The sequence below is a fragment of the Cloacibacterium sp. DMC96 genome (assembly GCF_056313765.1).
In genome coordinates this window covers 1,722,670-1,738,556 of the sequence record NZ_JBQUZQ010000001.1, presented here as the reverse complement: position 1 = coordinate 1,738,556, position 15,887 = coordinate 1,722,670, and the positions used below count along the sequence as shown (strand labels likewise).

The window sequence follows — 15,887 nt, the reverse complement described above, 5'->3', positions numbered from 1 at the left end:
ATAATTTGTATCTTTGTTTTTCTACCAAATTTTTTAAAATGGCTAAAAAGAAAGGCAAAGAATTGCCAACTGTGGGGGTTGTGGGAAGCGGCAGTTTCGCGACGGCAATTGTAAAAATGCTATTAGAAAATGCGAAATTGGTGCATTGGTGCGTAAGGAATGAGTTTGTAAAAGGAGCTCTAGAATTACGTGGGCATAATCCTAACTACCTTACTTCGGTTACTTTTGATGTAAAAAAATTAAAACTCACAACGGATGTCAATGAATTGGTTTCTGAGTGTGATATCGTAGTTTTGGCAACTCCTTCTATCTATCTTGCAGATGCAATAGAAAAAATGAATTGCGATTACGAAGGAAAATTATTCGTTTCTGCAATCAAAGGGATTGTTCCTAAACATAATGATGTGGTAGCGCATTATTTAAGAGATGTTTTTAAAATTGGTTTCAGAAGTCAAGCGGTAATTGCAGGACCTTGTCACGCAGAAGAAGTGGCGATGGAAAGATTGTCTTATCTTACGATTGCAGCAGCAGAAAAAGAACATATTGATGCGCTTAGAGAACTTTTTACTTCGGATTATATCAAGGTAAGTTGTTCTAAAGATATTCTAGGCAATGAATACAGTGCTATTCTTAAAAATATTTATGCTATTGCGGCAGGAATTGCAAGTGGATTAGGTTATGGTGATAACTTTAATGCCGTTTTAGTTTCTAATGCGATTAGAGAAATGGAACTGTTTTTAGATGCGGTTTATCCAGAACATAGAGAAGTTAATGATAGTGCATATTTAGGAGATTTATTGGTAACGGCTTATTCGCTTTTTTCTAGAAATAGAAACTTAGGAAATCTTATCGGTAAAGGATACACTGTGAAATCTGCGGTACAATCTATGAGCATGGTTGCAGAAGGGTATTACGCCACTCGCGGAATTTACGAAATTGCTTACGAAAAGAAATTGAAAACGCCAATCATCAATACTGTTTTCAGTATTTTATATGAAGGAAAAGATGCTGAAAAACAATTTAAAAAATTAACGGAAAAATTAACGTAAAATTAATGGTGCTAAAGCCTTATCGCTTTTTTCAAAATTCATTAACTTTACCACACTTTCTAATTTTCATACAATGACAACTAAATACGAACAAATTTCTAGTTCACTTTTTATCAAAAATCGTAAAAAGTTTGTAGAAAAAATGCAGCCTAATTCTTTGGCTATTTTTAATTCTAATGACATCTATCCAGTAAGTTCAGACTCTACAATGCCTTTTGCGCAACACAGAGATATTTTTTATCTGAGCGGAGTAGACCAAGAAGAAAGCATTTTGTTGATTTTTCCTGATGCCTACAATGAAGAACACCGCGAAATTCTTTTCTTAAGAGAAACCAATGAACATATTGCAATTTGGGAAGGCGAAAAATTAACCAAAGAAAAAGCAATAGAAGTTTCTGGAGTGAAAACAGTACTTTGGTTATCAGATTTTGATAGAATTTTCTATAATTTGATGAACGAAGCCGAGAATATTTATCTAAATAGAAACGAACATTACAGAGCAGTTTTAGAAGTGCAAACTCGTGAAGACAGATTTATTGAAAGAGTAAAAAGAGAGTTTCCGCTTCATGAAATTTTAAGAAGTAATCCTATTCTTCAACATTTGAGAAGCATCAAAGAGCCAGAAGAAATAGAATTATTACAAAAAGCGTGTAATATCACCGAAAAAGGAGTGAGAAGATTGCTTTCTTTCGTGAAACCTGGAGTTTGGGAATACGAAATTGAAGCAGAACTCATGCACGAATTTTTGAGAAATAGAAGTAAAGGTTTTGCATATACACCAATTATTGCAAGTGGCGAAAACGCAAATGTATTGCATTATATTGCTAATAATATGCAATGTAAAGATGGAGATGTAATTTTACTAGATGTAGGTGCAGAATATGCTAATTATTCATCTGACCTTACCAGAATGATTCCTGTGAATGGTAAATTTACAGCGAGACAAAAAGAGATTTATAATGCAGTTTTAGACATGAAAAACTTTGCGACTTCTCTTTTAGTTCCTGGAAATAATTGGTATGATTATCATAAAGAATGTGGGGAGTTTTACACATCTAAATTCTTAGAATTAGGACTTCTAGATAAAGCTGATGTTCAGAACCAAGATAAAAATTGGCCAGCTTACAAAAAATACATGATGCACGGAACGTCTCACCATTTAGGTCTTGATACCCATGATTACGGAATTCTAAAAGATAAATTTGTGGAAAATATGGTGTTTACTGTAGAACCGGGAATTTATCTTCCTGCAGAAGGTTTCGGTGTGAGAATAGAAGATGATATGGTCATTCAGAATTCTGGACCTGCTTTTAATCTGATGAAAAACATTCCAATTGAAGTAGAAGAAATAGAAGAATTAATGAATTCTTAAAATATTGAAAATAAAAAAAATCCTTATGAAAATAAGGATTTTTTGTTTCATCATTTGTGTTCGATTTCCCTCAAAGGTTTAGATTTCATTTGTGTTTTTAGGAGGAAAAATATTTTTTAATAGATACAATATTTATGCCAAAAATCCGTTATTAATAGTTATACTCAATCTAAAATTAAAATATTTTTGACGCTATCAATAAATTCTTCTGATAGATAATTGAGTTACAGGACCTTCTCCAGTACTCCCGGCACTTAGTTTTTTTATGGTAATTGTTCCACCATTCGTTTTTGCTCTTACTGAATAGGTTTTATTAGCGGTTAATTTCACAGAAGTGTATAGGGTGTAAGATTGAAGTCTTAGTGCACTATAGTTTGGGTCTGTAATTGCGGCAGAGTAGTAATCATTGGTTGCAGTTACCCAAGTATTGGCACTGTCATCCCAAATTCCAAAAACTGGATTATTATTAGTGGTATTGTTCACTTGTAAATTAAAAAATACTGAATAATATCCTGTTTCATTGGTTTGAAATGTTCCATTCTGAAATCCAAAAAGTCCTATTTCCTGTAAATTATCTAATATTTCTACATTTAGATTACTGATTACAGTAGGGGTAATTGAGGTGAACGATTGATCGTTATTCATCTGAATTTCAAATTCTTGAGCGACCATAACTTTGTTTCCGTCAGAAATAAGAGTTCCTGTTTGTGTAGGGATAGTAGGGAATACTTTTCCTTTGTCTGTTGTTTTTAAAACTCCATTTTCCGCCCACACTAATAAATCTAAACTTACATAAGGTTGAGTATTTGCTAAATTTCTAACACGCATCGTTCCATTTACATCTAATTCGTGAGTAGGTTCACTGGTGTTAATGCCCAATTTACTTTGAGCATTAACTTGAAGTGTAGTTAAAATTAAAATATGTAATAAATTTTTCATGGTTATTTGATTCTTATAATTCTTAACATAGATGGAGAATTTTCTGTATTCACAAGGTTGGTATTTCCCAGAACAGTTACGGTATTGGTAGTAGAGCCAGTTACTCCCGCAATAAATCGCATGGAATAAGTATTTCCTTCTGTCATGTTAATGGCGGTCATAAGTTTAGCCGTTTTAATAGCATTGGTTGTATTGATTGCCATGTTAGTATCATTAATTCTTGCAATCCAACGATTGGCGATGTCATCCCAAATTCCCACTACATTATTAGCAGAATAATTAGAAGTGTTAACAGAAGTTGTTTGATAACATAAGATGACCATATAAACCCCTGAAACTGGACAAGTAAAAACACCATTAGAATATGCATTGTAATTATCTACCAATTCTTTGTTCAAAACATTTAAAATTACTGGATTTCCTACACCATTTGTGGTTTGGTTTGCTGTGGCTTGAACTACTACTTCTGGTGCAATGTCTAGCTTATTATTGATAACGGACATTACTGTTCCAATTTTCGAAACCTGAGGTAAGTTTAAATCATTAAATTTTACCGTTTTCAGTTTATTATTGGTGTCAGATAGAACAAAATTGTCTGAAAGACTAAAAGAACTCGCGGTCTCTAAACTTCTCACTCTTAGATCTCCTTTAACGTCTAAAGCAACGTTAGGGTTTTGGTTGTTAACTCCTACGTATTGGGATTTTCCAAAATTAAAAATGGATAGAAATAATAATATTACAATCTTTTTCATGAGAGTTATTTTAAACGTCTTAACATTACAGATGATACCATTCCGCTGCCTGAAGAATCAATCGCATCTTTTTTTATGGTAAAAGATTCGGTAGAAGAAGCAGAAAATGCTGCAAAAGCATAATTGATTCCTTTGACTAAATCTACACCACTATACATGAAATAATTCTGAGTTTTGTTTCCAGTACTTCCTCCAGAAGCTGTAAAACTGTCATTTACTCCGCAAATCCAAGTGTTATTGGTGAGATTTCTAACGCCAATAAATGGATTGGTAAGAGCAGTATTGGCGCTAATTTGTAAACTAATGAGAATTACATAAGTGCCATTTTCTTTGACTTGAAAACTTCCATTATTGTATAAGCTCATGTTATCAAAAACTTCAGCATTTAAGTTGGTGATAATCTGTGGAGTTGTAGAGTTGATGGTTTGATCTGCCGATAAATCCGAATAAAATTCCTGAGCTACAATAAATTCTGAACCCGTAGAAATAATCGTTCCAGCGTTTTCTGTAACTAGTGGAGAAATTTTATTTTTCGGAACTGCTTTTAATGTTCCATCAGATGTAGATAAGACCACTAGTCCTGTAGAAGAGAGGTCCGAAAGATTGCTGGTAAGTTTGCTACCAGCAACATCTCCATTTATATCCAAATTTTGCGTGGGCGTACTTGTGTTCACACCTACGTTTCCGGTGTAACCTTGAGATAATGCCAAAAAAGATATAAATGAAAATAAAAAAGCACTGTTTTTTCTTTTCATCATTTGTGTTTGTTTTGGAATAACAAAAAACAAACCAATGAGAAGAAAAAAAACTTAAGTTTACTTTAAGTTTATTTTATTATGTTAAGTGTTTTTGTAACTAATTGTTTTTAAAGAAGTTAATTAAATCCATGTAATTTTTTTGATTCACGCCATGTCCGTTCATGTATTCTCTGAAAGTGAAAAATGCGCCCAATTCATACAAGAAATCTGCTGCTTTTCTTCCCCATTCTAATGGAATTACGGCGTCTTCGGTTCCGTGAGAAATAAAAAATCTAAGATGCTGAATCTCTTTTTTGCCTTTAATATTTTTAAGGATTTTTGGTTCTGGATAAGCGCTCAAACAAGCCACTTTGTTGAAAAATTCAGGATAAGTAAGCGTCATAGCATACGTAAGAATTCCGCCTTGCGAAAATCCCATCATATTGGTTTTTCCTTCTAACTGATAATGATGTTTTAGGTTGTCAATAGATTTCATAATCGCTTTCATAGAATCTACCGCCTGTTCTACATCTATAAATTTTTCAGCATCGTTAAAATCAATGTCATACCAAGAAAAACCATTATAATCGGTCATTTTTGGAGCTCTATAACTCACGATAATCCAATCTTCTGGTAAATCATGACGAAAAGAAAATAAATCTTCTTCATTACTTCCATAACCATGAATCATCACCAAAAGTTGAGAATTTGGCGTAATATTTTCGGGTTCTCTTACGATAAATTGTAAATCCATATTGCAAAGATAATTTTTTAAATTTTGATAAGGAGCAAGGCGTTTTGTAAATTCTTTCAAACGCAGTCCAGCTTTCCGCTGCAATCTTTTTTTTCTTTAAAAAAAGGATTTTCGCTTTAATCTGGGCTATAAATTGGCTTCCGTTTCTTTTCACTTTACCAATATTTTGCCAAATAAAAAAAACTGACACAAGGTCAGTTTTTGGTTCTTGGCTCTCGATTCTTGGCTCTCTAATCTCATGTCTAGAGAATCCCCACTTTCACCATACAAGCTTTCATCTTTTGATAAGTTCTTTCAATATCGTGGTCTAAACCAATTGAAAATCTAATTAAACCATCAGAAAGTCCCATGGAAATTCTTTCTTCTTCAGGAATTTCAGATGAGGTAGAACTTCCGCTACAAGAGAATAATGTTTTGTAAAAACCTAAACTTACAGCAAGGTAACCCAAGTTTTCCTGTTGCATCATTTCCATTAATTCATTGGCTTTGTCTACGGTTCCAGCATCCAAGGTTAATAAACCACCAAAACCATATTCTTGGTGCATCATAGATTTCATAAGTTCATGATTTCTGTGAGATTTTAAACCAGGATAATTTATTTTCAGACCATCTTTTTCAAATTTTTCAGCGAGATACTTTGCGTTTTCGCTGTGTTTTTTCATTCTGATGTGCAAAGTTCTTAAGTTTTTCAAAATACTTGCCGAACGAAAACTGTCCATAGTTGGACCGAGAAGCATGCAACTTCCGTTATTTACATTTTTAGTATCGTCTATAAATTGTTGAGAAGCGCAATAAACGCCGCCAACTGTATCGCTGCTTCCGTTGATGAATTTCGTTAAACTGTGAATCACAATATCTGCACCTAATTGAATAGGCGAAATCTGCAACGGAGAAAACGTGTTGTCTACAATTAATTTTAAATTATGTTTTTTACAAATTTCAGATAGTTTTCTTAGGTCTGCTACTTCCAATAAAGGATTGCTCACGCTTTCGCAATAAATCACCTTCGTATTAGTTTTGATGGCTTTTTCTATCGCTTCAAAATTATTAATGTCTACAAAGCTTGTCTCAATGTTAAAAGGAGGCAGGAAGTTTTTTAAGAATGCGTAAGTTCCACCATAAATAGTTCTAGCTGAAACAATGTGGTCGCCACTTTTGCAAATTTGAAGTAGGGTAGAAGTAATTGCACCCATTCCAGATGCAGTAACATTCGCCGCTTCTGTTCCTTCCATTTTTGCTAACGCTTGAGCTAAATATAAATTCATCGGAGATGAATGTCTGGAATACAAATAGCAACCTTCTGCATTGCCTTCGAAAGTATCGAACATGGTTTTTGCAGATAAAAAAGTATAAGTTGAACTGTCAGAAATTGAAGGATTTACACCGCCAAATTCCCCGAAATATTGTAAGTCTTGAATTGCATTTGCTGCATCGAAATTTTCCATTTTTTATTTATTTAGAATGATGATTTTAATTATGTCATTCTGAACGAAATAAAATGTAGTGAAGAATCTTTTTTAGTGGATTCTTTATTTTGCTTCGCTTCATTCAGAATGACATAAATTTGAACATTTTCCAACTTTTTTACAATGATTATTTTTAATTATAGAAAATAAATCTGCTAAGTTTTAAATTAATAGAAAAATTTCTGATTATATTTGATTTTTGTAAACTTTTGCCAAAAAATAATCTATGGAACTCGACTCAATTGATAAAAAATTGCTCTATTTTCTTCAGGAAGATAGCAAACAAACGACTAAAGAATTGTCTCACAAGTTAGATTTGTCTGTGACAGCAGTTTATGAGCGCATCAAAAAATTAGAAAAGCAAGGTGTCATTTCTAAATATGTGGCGCTGATTGATAAACATAAAGTGGAGAAAAACTTCATTGTGCTCTGTCATGTGAAATTAACACAACACAAAAAAGAATACGTGTTACAGTTTGAAAAAGAAATTATGACTTTGCCAGAAGTAACGGAATGTTTCCACGTGAGTGGCGATTACGATTATATCTTAAAAATCTGTGTAAAAAACATGGAAGAATACCGAGATTTTATGGTTAAAAAACTCACAACTTTACAACATATCGGCTCTACACACAGTTCTTTTATGATTGCCGAAGTGAAAAATACAACTACGATTGAGGTTTAGTTTTTTTGAAAATTAGAATTGAAAGAATAAATCCGATTAAACTTCCTAAAAAAATGTAAATTGAGAAATTAATTTCTTCTAAATTAATTCCTAGAATAAAATCATTTGATTGAAACAAAAGTGATAGATTTAAATTTCTTAATTCAATTAAAAAACCAAACAAAGAAGATCCGATAATGAAAATTAACGACATTATTTTATTGGTTACAAACTTCCAAGAAAGCATAATTAATATTGGAACCATTGCCAATGAAAGTCCAAAATAAATTGGTTCAAAAATTTGAGAAGATAGTTTTGTAGAACTAAGTTGAACTTTGTTATATTTTGAAATTATTAAGCCTAATAAATCTGAATAAAAGTATGCCCCTATAAATAATAAAAGCAGAGAAAGTAGAATAAAATAAATTTTTTTCACAGTTATAATTTTTCTCAAATTTAATAAAAAAAACACGCAAATCTGCGTGTTTTTATTTTGTAAATTTTAGATTTCTCTTTTTGGAGTGGCCATCACTCGGTTCATTTTAATCCAACCTAATTTTTCTAAAAGCAACATAATCATGTACGTAACATCTATTTCGTGCCATCTCACTCCTCCGAAATTAGCTCTTCCCCCGAATTTATGATGATTGTTGTGATAACCTTCACCAAGCATTAGCCAATCAAAACGGAATAAATTTTTAGAAGTGTCATTCACTTTGAAATTTACATAACCGTAAATGTGACCAAACCAATTGATGATCATTCCGTGAATTGGAGCCATTAAAATAGCCACAGGTAATAATAGCCAATGCCACCAATATTCTGCAAAAATAATAAAGAAGACAGTGTAAAAAGCTCCCCAACCAATTCTAGAATACCATGAACTGGCAAACTTATCGAACGATTTCCATTGCGGAACGTTTTTCGTGAATTTTTCTTCAATGGCAATTTTTTGTTTGTTGATTTGTTGATAAACATTTTTCGTTCTCCACATCATTGCCAGTGGATTTGGGTCGTATTTTGGAGAGTGCGGGTCTTTTTCTGTATCGGCAAAAGCATGATGCATTCTGTGCATTACACCATATCCATACGCTGAAAGATAATTAGAACCTTGGGTAATCCAAGTAAGAATAAAACACAGTTTTTCACCAAATTTAGACATGGTGTAAGTTTGATGCGCTGCGTAACGATGTAAGAAAAAAGTTTGAAAAAATAGTCCTGAATACCAAAGGACGATGATGAAAATAATAATAACCATTAATAAGAATTTATAAAGAGGCAAATGTAGACATTTGAAAAATGAATGATAACAAAAAACACGCTCTAGAGCGTGTTTTTATAATTTATTTAACTATGTATAGCGTTGTAAATTTTATTCTAGATGGCTTTTACAATAAAATATTGTTTTTTACCTTTTTGAAGCAATAAGAATTTACCATCTATTAAATCTTTTTCAGCAGCTACGAAATCGTCTTTTACTTTTTCTTTGTTTACAGAAATAGCATTTCCTTGCAATTCTCTTCTCGCTTCGCCTTTAGATTTTAGGAAACCAGATTTTTCTGATAATAAATCAATAATGTTACTTCCTAAAACGTCTGATTTTGCTACTTCAGCTTGCGGAACTCCATCAAAAATTTGTAAGAATAATTCTTCATCTAAACTCACCAAATCTTCTGCAGTACTTCTCCCGAAAAGAATTTCAGAGGCTTTCAAAGCTTTTTCGTATTCTGCTTTTCCATGAACCCAAATCGTAACTTCTTCAGCTAATTTTTTCTGCAATTTTCTTTCGTGTGGAGCAGTTTGGTGCTCTTCAACCAAAGATTTTATTTCTTCTTTTGGTAAAAAAGTATAGTATTTAATGAATCTTTCAGCATCCACATCAGAAGAATTCAACCAGAATTGGTAAAATTTATACGGAGAAGTTCTTTTGGCATCTAACCAATAATTTTCTCCCGCTTCAGATTTCCCAAATTTAGAACCGTCAGCTTTAGTGATTAATGGAACGGTTAATGCAAAGGCTTCACCTTGCGCTTTTCTACGGATTAATTCTGTACCTGTGGTAATATTTCCCCATTGGTCAGAACCTCCCATTTGTAGTTTTACTCCGTTATTTTTGTATAAATGTAAGAAGTCGTAACCTTGTAATAATTGGTAGGTAAACTCTGTAAAACTCATTCCGTCAACTCCAGCTTCACCAGAGAAACGTTTTTTCACAGAATCTTTCGCCATCATATAATTTACGGTAAGGTGTTTCCCAATATCACGCACGAAATCCAGAAATGTAAAGGTTTTCATCCAATCATAATTGTTCACCAATTCTGCTTTATTGGGTTCGTTTCCTTCAAAATTTAGAAATCTCGAAAGTTGTCCTTTTATGCACTCTACATAATGATTAAGCGTAGCTTCGTCTAGTAAATTTCTCTCCGAAGATTTACCAGAAGGGTCGCCAATCATGCCTGTTGCACCACCAACCAGAGCAATCGGTTTGTGACCGTGCTGTTGAAAATGTGCCAAAACTTTTATCGGAATTAAACTCCCAATATGAAGTGAATCTGCGGTAGGATCAAAACCAATATAAGCAGTAGTCATTTCCTTATTCAGTTGTTCATCCGTTCCTGGCATCATATCAGCGTACAAACCGCGCCATTTTAGTTCTTCAATAAAAGCGTTCATTTTCTTAAAAATTTTGAATGGCAAAGATAAGAAAAAAGAGCCAAGTAAAAAGTAAAAAGAGTCAATAGAAAAAGCAATTCTATTCACTTTTCTTATAGTTTGTTTATTCAAACCTTCAAGGATTTTAAATCCTTGAAGGTTTAATTACTTTGAAAACAATCGCCGCTCGTGAAGTTTATATTGAGCTTATCGAAATGCTCGCTCTAAAATTTATATTTTATAATTCCCAACCACCTTCACACCAATCTATTACTTCGTCGTTTTTTGTGACTATGTAATAAACTATTCCAGCTGAAAGATCAATTTTATTTAAATGAATTAGTGTAAGGTAATAATCATTATCAATTTCAATAGAAGGAGAGATTTCTAGAAAATATTTAGGAGTAAAAATTGTATTTATTTTCACTAATAATTTTCCTGAGGGTCTTTTTTTGTAATTAAGTTCTTTTTTGAATTTTATATTTTTTGGTGTTGTAAGTTTTGTATCTATAGATTTTTCAATGTTTGCAGAATTTTCGATTTTCTTCAAATCAAAAGTGTTAATTTTAAAATTATTATTGTTGGCTAACCTTCCATCATATTTGCAATAATAGTAATCGCTTACAATATTTTTTATAACTGATTCGTCATAACTTTCATTTTGATTCACTTTTCCATCAAAATAAACTTTACAGTTTTCAATTTTTGGCAATAATTCTTTAGCAAAAAAATTTAAACTTAATTGTTCGTTTTGTGAAAAAAGTAAATTGGTGATAAATAATAGAAAAAATGCATAAAGGTTTTTCATTTCATAGTTATTGGTTATTCAAATTTACAAAACTTTGTTACTTAAATTCAATTTCCATAGACAAAACCTAAGCTTTCAATTTAAGAATTTGAAATTATGAATCTTGAATTTTCCTTATCTTTGCACAGCAATGGAAAAACCAGAACTTCTACAACTGATCTTTTTGGCCAAAGAGAAGAATCAGAAAGCGCAAACGAAACTGATTAATCAATTTTGGACAGACGTTTTTTCTTTCGTGATGAAAAAAGTTCATGATGAAAACGCAGCAGATGAATTGACGGTTTCTGTTTTTTCTAAAGTATTGGCAAAATTAGATTTGTATGATGAGAATTTCCAGTTTAAAACTTGGGTTCTTACCATCGCTCAAAATACAGTAATAGATTATTGGCGCAAAAAAAATCGTGAAACCGAAGAAACTATGGATGGTTTTCAGGATTTTAAAAACCAATTCGAAAAATCTCCTGAAGAAATTATGATTTCTGTTCAGGAAGAGAAAAAAATCATTGATGCAGTTGCCAAAATGGATCACAATTATCAAAAAATTATCCATTTGAGATTTTTTGAAGAAAAAAGCATCAAAGAAATTGCAGAAGAACTCAATCTTTCTGTTGCCAATACCAAAGTAAGAATTATGAGAGCCAAAAAAGTTTTGGCAGAATTGTTAAACGAAAACGAGTAAAAAGTCTTAAGTTTTTTAACTTTGAACTCGGAATTTTTAATATAAATATGGATACAACTACCAATAAACCAAAATGGATTCGTGTAAAACTTCCTACAGGAAAAAATTACAGAGAATTAAGAACATTGGTTGATAAATATAAACTGAACACCATTTGTCAAAGTGGTTCTTGTCCGAACATGGGAGAATGTTGGGGAGAAGGAACCGCCACTTTTATGATTTTAGGAAATATTTGCACCAGAAGTTGCGGATTTTGTGGCGTAAAAACAGGTAAACCTCTTGATGTAAACTGGGACGAGCCCGAAAAAGTAGCACGCTCTATTAAATTAATGAAAATAAAACACGCCGTTCTTACTTCTGTTGATAGAGACGATTTGAAAGATATGGGTTCTATTATTTGGGCAGAAACGGTGAATGCAGTTCGTAGAATTTCTCCTGGAACTACTATGGAAACATTGATTCCAGATTTTCAAGGAATTCATAAACATATCGATAGATTGGTAGAAGTAGCGCCAGAAGTGATTTCTCATAATATGGAAACCGTAAAAAGATTAACCAGAGAAGTAAGAATTCAAGCGAAATACGAACGTTCTTTAGAAGTGTTAAGATATTTAAAAGAAGCCGGACAAAACCGAACCAAAACTGGAATAATGTTGGGGTTGGGCGAAACCAAAGAAGAAGTTTTTGAAACCATTCAGGATGTGAGAAATGCGAATGTAGATGTAATTACGATTGGGCAATATCTTCAGCCAACCAAAAAACACTTACCTGTAAAACGTTTTGTAGAGCTAGAAGAATTCGAAGAATACAGAATTTTTGCTGAAAACTTAGGTTTCCGTCATGTAGAAAGTTCGCCTTTGGTGAGAAGTTCTTATCATGCAGAAAAACATATTCACTAAGAATAGAAAAGTATAATATTTTTAAATAATCGTTATCAATTTTTTTGATAGCGATTTTTTTTGAAAAAGATTTTCATTTTATAGCTTCGTAAAAAAAATATTATGAAAAGATTTAGTTATAGTTTATTTTTATTTTTCGTATTTGGTTTTGTTTTTTCTCAATCAAAAATTGTGGTTAAAGAAACTACTTATTCATCAGAAGGAAAAAATTTTAAATCTTATGTAGCTTATGACGCCTCTAAAAAAGGAAAATTACCTGTGGTAATGATTGTTCCAGAATGGTGGGGCGTAAATGATTATGCAAAATACAGAGCCCAAAAAATTGCAGAATTAGGTTATTTTGCAATGGTTGTAGATATGTACGGCGATGGAAAATCTGTAGAAATGCCTCAAGAAGCTCAAGAATTGGCAACTCCTTTATATCAGAATGCAGTTTTAGCAAAACAAAATTTTGATGCGGCAACAACTCATGTTAAAACGTTCAAAAATGCCAATTCTGGTAAAGTGGCAGCAATTGGATACTGTTTTGGTGGAGCAATGGTACTGAATATGGCGAGACAAAACCCAGAATTGGAAGGCGTAGTAAGTTTTCACGGGAATTTAATGACTGGAGTAAAACCAAACAATAACAATGTAAAAATTTTAGTTTGCAACGGTGCTGCAGATAATTTTGTTCCTGAAAAAGAAATTGAGGAATTCAAAAAAGAGATGACGGAAAATAAGTTTGATTATCAATTCATTAATTATCCTAATGCAGTTCACGCTTTTACCAATCCTAATTCTACTTCGGTTGGCAAAAAGTTTAACATGAATATTGCTTATAACAAGTCTGCAGATGTAAAATCTTGGCAGGAAATGAAAACCTTTTTAGCAAAAATTTTCAAATAAAATTGGCGGATTTTATTCCGCTTTTTTTATGAAAATAAACTAAATTTATCCTTCAAAAATCGATTAATGAAAAACGCGGTCCTTATTACGATAGGAAACGAGGTTCTGTCTGGAACTACAGTAGATACCAATTCTAATTTTATTGCAAAAGAATTATCAAAAATTGGGATTTCTGTTTCGCAGATTTTTACCATTTCAGATGAAATAGAAATTATTAAAAATACATTACAAAACGCCTTTCAATTGACTGATTTGGTGATTACAACAGGCGGACTTGGCCCGACTAAAGATGATAAAACCAAGAAAGCTTTTTGTGAATTTTTCAATGATGAAATCGTTTATGACGAAGAAACTTTTCAGCATCTGAAAACCAGATTAGAACGCATTGGAAGGTTAGAAATCATCGAAAGAAACAGAGAACAAGCCATGATTCTTTCAAAAGCTAAAGTTTTCCAAAATCACAACGGAACTGCACCGAGTTTGATGGTAGAAGATAACGGCAAAATAGCGATTTGTCTTCCTGGTGTTCCTTATGAAGTTAAACCTCTAGTGAAAGACCAAATTATTCCTTATCTGCAAAAAGAATTTGAGTCTAATTTTTTGAAAATTAGAACCGTTTCTGTGGTGAATTATCCAGAAAGTTTATTGTCTGATGCTTTGGAAGAATGGGAACTGAATTTGCCTGAAAATTTTTCACTTTCGTATTTGCCAATCGCCAATCGAGTGAAGTTGAAATTAACGGCTTCAGGAAAGGATTTAGAAGTTTTAGAAAATCAATTAGAAGAAGAAATTTCTAAAGTTAGACCATTGCTAAAATCGCATATTATTTCTGAAAATGGCGACAAAATAGAAGAAATTTTACACGATTTTTTAATTTCTAGAAACTTGACGATTTCTACCGCCGAAAGTTGTACTGGTGGAGAATTATCACACTTAATTACAAGTGTTTCTGGAAGTTCTAATTACTTTTTAGGGGGAATTTGCACTTATCAAACGCAGAAAAAAACGGAGATTTTAGGTGTTTCTGAAGATTTAATCAAAGAGAAAACGGTAGTTTCAGCAGAAGTTGCGCAAGCGATGAGTTTGGGTTGTCAGCAATTATTTAAAACAGATATTGCACTTTCTACCACTGGAGTTGCAGGACCTAATTCAGATGAGTTCAATTCAGAAATCGGAACGGTTTTTTATTCGATTAGAGTAAAAGATTTTGAAAAAACGTGCAGATTGTATCTTCCTCATTTAGAGCGCAAAGATTTTATGAATTTTGTTTCGCAGAAAGTTTTGCAAGATTTAATTCAGATTTTAATTCAAGAAAATCTTTAAAATTCGCCTTTCTCATGTAATAAAATGGCGCAAACAGTTGTTATATCTTTAAAATAATGTAGAATGAAATCGCCATGATGAAAAAAAATCAAACATCAATGAATGTTCAGCGATTGCATAAGACCTTTAAAAAACAATAAATATCTATTTATGAAAAAAATAATTTTTGGCTTCCTTGTAGTTTTATCTCAGGTAGCTTATTCGCAAACTTCCAAAAATTTTGGAGATTTCAGCGCAGTAAAGGTTTATGATAGAATTAATGTAACCCTTGTAAAATCCAGCGAAAATAAAATTCAGGTAAAAGGAGATGATACAGATGTAGAAATAGTCAATAAAAATGGGGAACTCAAAATCAGAATGATTCCTACTAAGCTTATGCAAGGCGACAAATCTGAAGTGACTGTTTTCTATGAAGATATAAATGAAATTCAAGCCAGTCAAGGTTCTAAAATCACTTCTGATGGAACTATTGATAGCAAAATGCTCAGCATTACTTCCAACGAAGGTTCTACGCTAAATTTACAAGTAGATGTGAATTTATTAAATTCTAAAGCCAATTCTGGTGGAATCATTAATGTGTCTGGAACTGCAGAAATTCAAGATATTTTGGTGAATTCTGGCGCACAATTTTACGGAAGAGATTTAGACTCAGAAACCGTTACCATCACTGCAAATGCAGGTGGATTTGCAGAAGTAAATGCTTCTAAAATTCTTAATGCCACAACTAGAGCAGGCGGAAATATAGACGTCTATGGTTCTCCCAAAGACAGAAATACCAAAAATGTTTTAGGCGGAAAGATCACTTTCAAATAAAAAAATCGAAGCCAGAGTTTTAAACTTTGGCTTTTTTGATTTTAAAACGTAACAATTTCTTATAAATTTGTACTTATTCATCATTAATTAAT

At 32.4% G+C, this 15,887-nt stretch carries 17 protein-coding genes; 8 read left to right on the top strand and 9 right to left on the bottom strand.

What is annotated here, in order from left to right; all coding sequences use genetic code 11:
- The first annotated feature begins 38 nt into the window (after nt 1-38).
- Together ACT53I_RS07785 and ACT53I_RS07780 are read left to right on the top strand one after the other, a co-directional pair.
- The gene (locus ACT53I_RS07785) at nt 39-1,049 is read left to right on the top strand and encodes an NAD(P)H-dependent glycerol-3-phosphate dehydrogenase (protein WP_476079223.1); all 1,011 of its coding nucleotides are present in this window, start codon (nt 39-41) and stop codon (nt 1,047-1,049) included.
- Nucleotides 1,050-1,122: 73 nt separating this feature from the next.
- Nucleotides 1,123-2,421: an aminopeptidase P N-terminal domain-containing protein gene (locus ACT53I_RS07780; RefSeq protein ID WP_476079222.1), complete on the top strand. Its 1,299-nt coding sequence runs from the start codon at nt 1,123-1,125 to the stop codon at nt 2,419-2,421.
- 195 nt (nt 2,422-2,616) lie between these two features.
- Here the strand turns inward: ACT53I_RS07780 and ACT53I_RS07775 are convergent, their stop codons facing one another.
- From ACT53I_RS07775 to ACT53I_RS07755, 5 genes are all read right to left on the bottom strand, one after another.
- Nucleotides 2,617-3,360 (bottom strand): hypothetical protein, encoded by a 744-nt coding sequence (locus ACT53I_RS07775; protein ID WP_476079221.1) that lies wholly within the window; start codon nt 3,358-3,360, stop codon nt 2,617-2,619.
- A gap of 2 nt (nt 3,361-3,362) precedes the next feature.
- The gene (locus ACT53I_RS07770) at nt 3,363-4,112 is read right to left on the bottom strand and encodes a hypothetical protein (protein ID WP_476079220.1); all 750 of its coding nucleotides are present in this window, start codon (nt 4,110-4,112) and stop codon (nt 3,363-3,365) included.
- Between the two features lie 5 nt (nt 4,113-4,117).
- On the bottom strand, nt 4,118-4,870 hold the full coding sequence (locus ACT53I_RS07765; RefSeq protein WP_476079219.1) for a hypothetical protein: 753 nt from the start codon (nt 4,868-4,870) through the stop codon (nt 4,118-4,120).
- Nucleotides 4,871-4,967: 97 nt separating this feature from the next.
- A complete protein-coding gene (locus tag ACT53I_RS07760; RefSeq protein ID WP_476079218.1) occupies nt 4,968-5,603 on the bottom strand; it encodes an alpha/beta hydrolase in 636 nt (211 codons plus the stop codon).
- Between the two features lie 242 nt (nt 5,604-5,845).
- Nucleotides 5,846-7,048, bottom strand: coding sequence for an aminotransferase class I/II-fold pyridoxal phosphate-dependent enzyme (locus ACT53I_RS07755; protein WP_476079217.1), 1,203 nt, complete (start codon nt 7,046-7,048; stop codon nt 5,846-5,848).
- Nucleotides 7,049-7,295: 247 nt separating this feature from the next.
- Here ACT53I_RS07755 and ACT53I_RS07750 point away from each other — a divergent pair, with 247 nt between their 5' ends.
- Nucleotides 7,296-7,754: an Lrp/AsnC family transcriptional regulator gene (locus tag ACT53I_RS07750; RefSeq protein ID WP_104793278.1), complete on the top strand. Its 459-nt coding sequence runs from the start codon at nt 7,296-7,298 to the stop codon at nt 7,752-7,754.
- Here the strand turns inward: ACT53I_RS07750 and ACT53I_RS07745 are convergent.
- From ACT53I_RS07745 to ACT53I_RS07730, 4 genes are all read right to left on the bottom strand, one after another.
- Nucleotides 7,738-8,169 (bottom strand): hypothetical protein, encoded by a 432-nt coding sequence (locus tag ACT53I_RS07745; RefSeq protein WP_476079216.1) that lies wholly within the window; start codon nt 8,167-8,169, stop codon nt 7,738-7,740. The two genes, ACT53I_RS07750 and ACT53I_RS07745, sit on opposite strands and share 17 nt — an antisense overlap.
- Nucleotides 8,170-8,235: 66 nt before the next feature.
- Nucleotides 8,236-8,991 (bottom strand): acyl-CoA desaturase, encoded by a 756-nt coding sequence (locus ACT53I_RS07740; RefSeq protein ID WP_476079215.1) that lies wholly within the window; start codon nt 8,989-8,991, stop codon nt 8,236-8,238.
- A gap of 119 nt (nt 8,992-9,110) precedes the next feature.
- Nucleotides 9,111-10,406, bottom strand: a complete 1,296-nt coding sequence (gene tyrS, locus ACT53I_RS07735) for a tyrosine--tRNA ligase (RefSeq protein ID WP_476079214.1) — start codon at nt 10,404-10,406, stop codon at nt 9,111-9,113.
- A gap of 217 nt (nt 10,407-10,623) precedes the next feature.
- Entirely contained in the window at nt 10,624-11,097 is a 474-nt protein-coding gene (locus tag ACT53I_RS07730) for a hypothetical protein (RefSeq protein WP_476079213.1), read from the bottom strand.
- A 226-nt stretch (nt 11,098-11,323) separates the two neighbouring features.
- Between ACT53I_RS07730 and ACT53I_RS07725 the strand changes: the two genes are divergently transcribed.
- The 5 genes from ACT53I_RS07725 to ACT53I_RS07705 all read left to right on the top strand — a co-directional run bounded on the left by ACT53I_RS07725 (nt 11,324) and on the right by ACT53I_RS07705 (nt 15,795).
- Nucleotides 11,324-11,872 (top strand): RNA polymerase sigma factor, encoded by a 549-nt coding sequence (locus tag ACT53I_RS07725; RefSeq protein WP_069797158.1) that lies wholly within the window; start codon nt 11,324-11,326, stop codon nt 11,870-11,872.
- 47 nt (nt 11,873-11,919) lie between these two features.
- Nucleotides 11,920-12,771, top strand: a complete 852-nt coding sequence (lipA, locus tag ACT53I_RS07720; protein ID WP_476079212.1) for a lipoyl synthase — start codon at nt 11,920-11,922, stop codon at nt 12,769-12,771.
- Nucleotides 12,772-12,873: 102 nt separating this feature from the next.
- The gene (locus tag ACT53I_RS07715) at nt 12,874-13,659 is read left to right on the top strand and encodes a dienelactone hydrolase family protein (RefSeq protein ID WP_476079211.1); all 786 of its coding nucleotides are present in this window, start codon (nt 12,874-12,876) and stop codon (nt 13,657-13,659) included.
- 66 nt (nt 13,660-13,725) lie between these two features.
- On the top strand, nt 13,726-14,982 hold the full coding sequence (locus ACT53I_RS07710) for a CinA family nicotinamide mononucleotide deamidase-related protein (protein WP_476079210.1): 1,257 nt from the start codon (nt 13,726-13,728) through the stop codon (nt 14,980-14,982).
- Between the two features lie 150 nt (nt 14,983-15,132).
- Complete coding sequence (locus ACT53I_RS07705; RefSeq protein ID WP_476079209.1) at nt 15,133-15,795, top strand: head GIN domain-containing protein; 663 nt, start codon at nt 15,133-15,135, stop codon at nt 15,793-15,795.
- Nucleotides 15,796-15,887 lie beyond the last annotated feature (92 nt).

Excerpts from the sequence above, each read along its gene's own strand:
- ACT53I_RS07785 (WP_476079223.1), top strand. The coding sequence starts at position 39 with ATGGCTAAAAAGAAAGGCAAAGAATTGCCAACTGTGGGGGTTGTGGGA.
- ACT53I_RS07780 (WP_476079222.1), top strand. The coding sequence starts at position 1,123 with ATGACAACTAAATACGAACAAATTTCTAGTTCACTTTTTATCAAAAAT.
- ACT53I_RS07775 (WP_476079221.1), bottom strand. The coding sequence starts at position 3,360 with ATGAAAAATTTATTACATATTTTAATTTTAACTACACTTCAAGTTAAT.
- ACT53I_RS07770 (WP_476079220.1), bottom strand. The coding sequence starts at position 4,112 with ATGAAAAAGATTGTAATATTATTATTTCTATCCATTTTTAATTTTGGA.
- ACT53I_RS07765 (WP_476079219.1), bottom strand. The coding sequence starts at position 4,870 with ATGATGAAAAGAAAAAACAGTGCTTTTTTATTTTCATTTATATCTTTT.
- ACT53I_RS07760 (WP_476079218.1), bottom strand. The coding sequence starts at position 5,603 with ATGGATTTACAATTTATCGTAAGAGAACCCGAAAATATTACGCCAAAT.
- ACT53I_RS07755 (WP_476079217.1), bottom strand. The coding sequence starts at position 7,048 with ATGGAAAATTTCGATGCAGCAAATGCAATTCAAGACTTACAATATTTC.
- ACT53I_RS07750 (WP_104793278.1), top strand. The coding sequence starts at position 7,296 with ATGGAACTCGACTCAATTGATAAAAAATTGCTCTATTTTCTTCAGGAA.
- ACT53I_RS07740 (WP_476079215.1), bottom strand. The coding sequence starts at position 8,991 with ATGGTTATTATTATTTTCATCATCGTCCTTTGGTATTCAGGACTATTT.
- tyrS (WP_476079214.1), bottom strand. The coding sequence starts at position 10,406 with ATGAACGCTTTTATTGAAGAACTAAAATGGCGCGGTTTGTACGCTGAT.
- ACT53I_RS07725 (WP_069797158.1), top strand. The coding sequence starts at position 11,324 with ATGGAAAAACCAGAACTTCTACAACTGATCTTTTTGGCCAAAGAGAAG.
- lipA (WP_476079212.1), top strand. The coding sequence starts at position 11,920 with ATGGATACAACTACCAATAAACCAAAATGGATTCGTGTAAAACTTCCT.
- ACT53I_RS07715 (WP_476079211.1), top strand. The coding sequence starts at position 12,874 with ATGAAAAGATTTAGTTATAGTTTATTTTTATTTTTCGTATTTGGTTTT.
- ACT53I_RS07710 (WP_476079210.1), top strand. The coding sequence starts at position 13,726 with ATGAAAAACGCGGTCCTTATTACGATAGGAAACGAGGTTCTGTCTGGA.
- ACT53I_RS07705 (WP_476079209.1), top strand. The coding sequence starts at position 15,133 with ATGAAAAAAATAATTTTTGGCTTCCTTGTAGTTTTATCTCAGGTAGCT.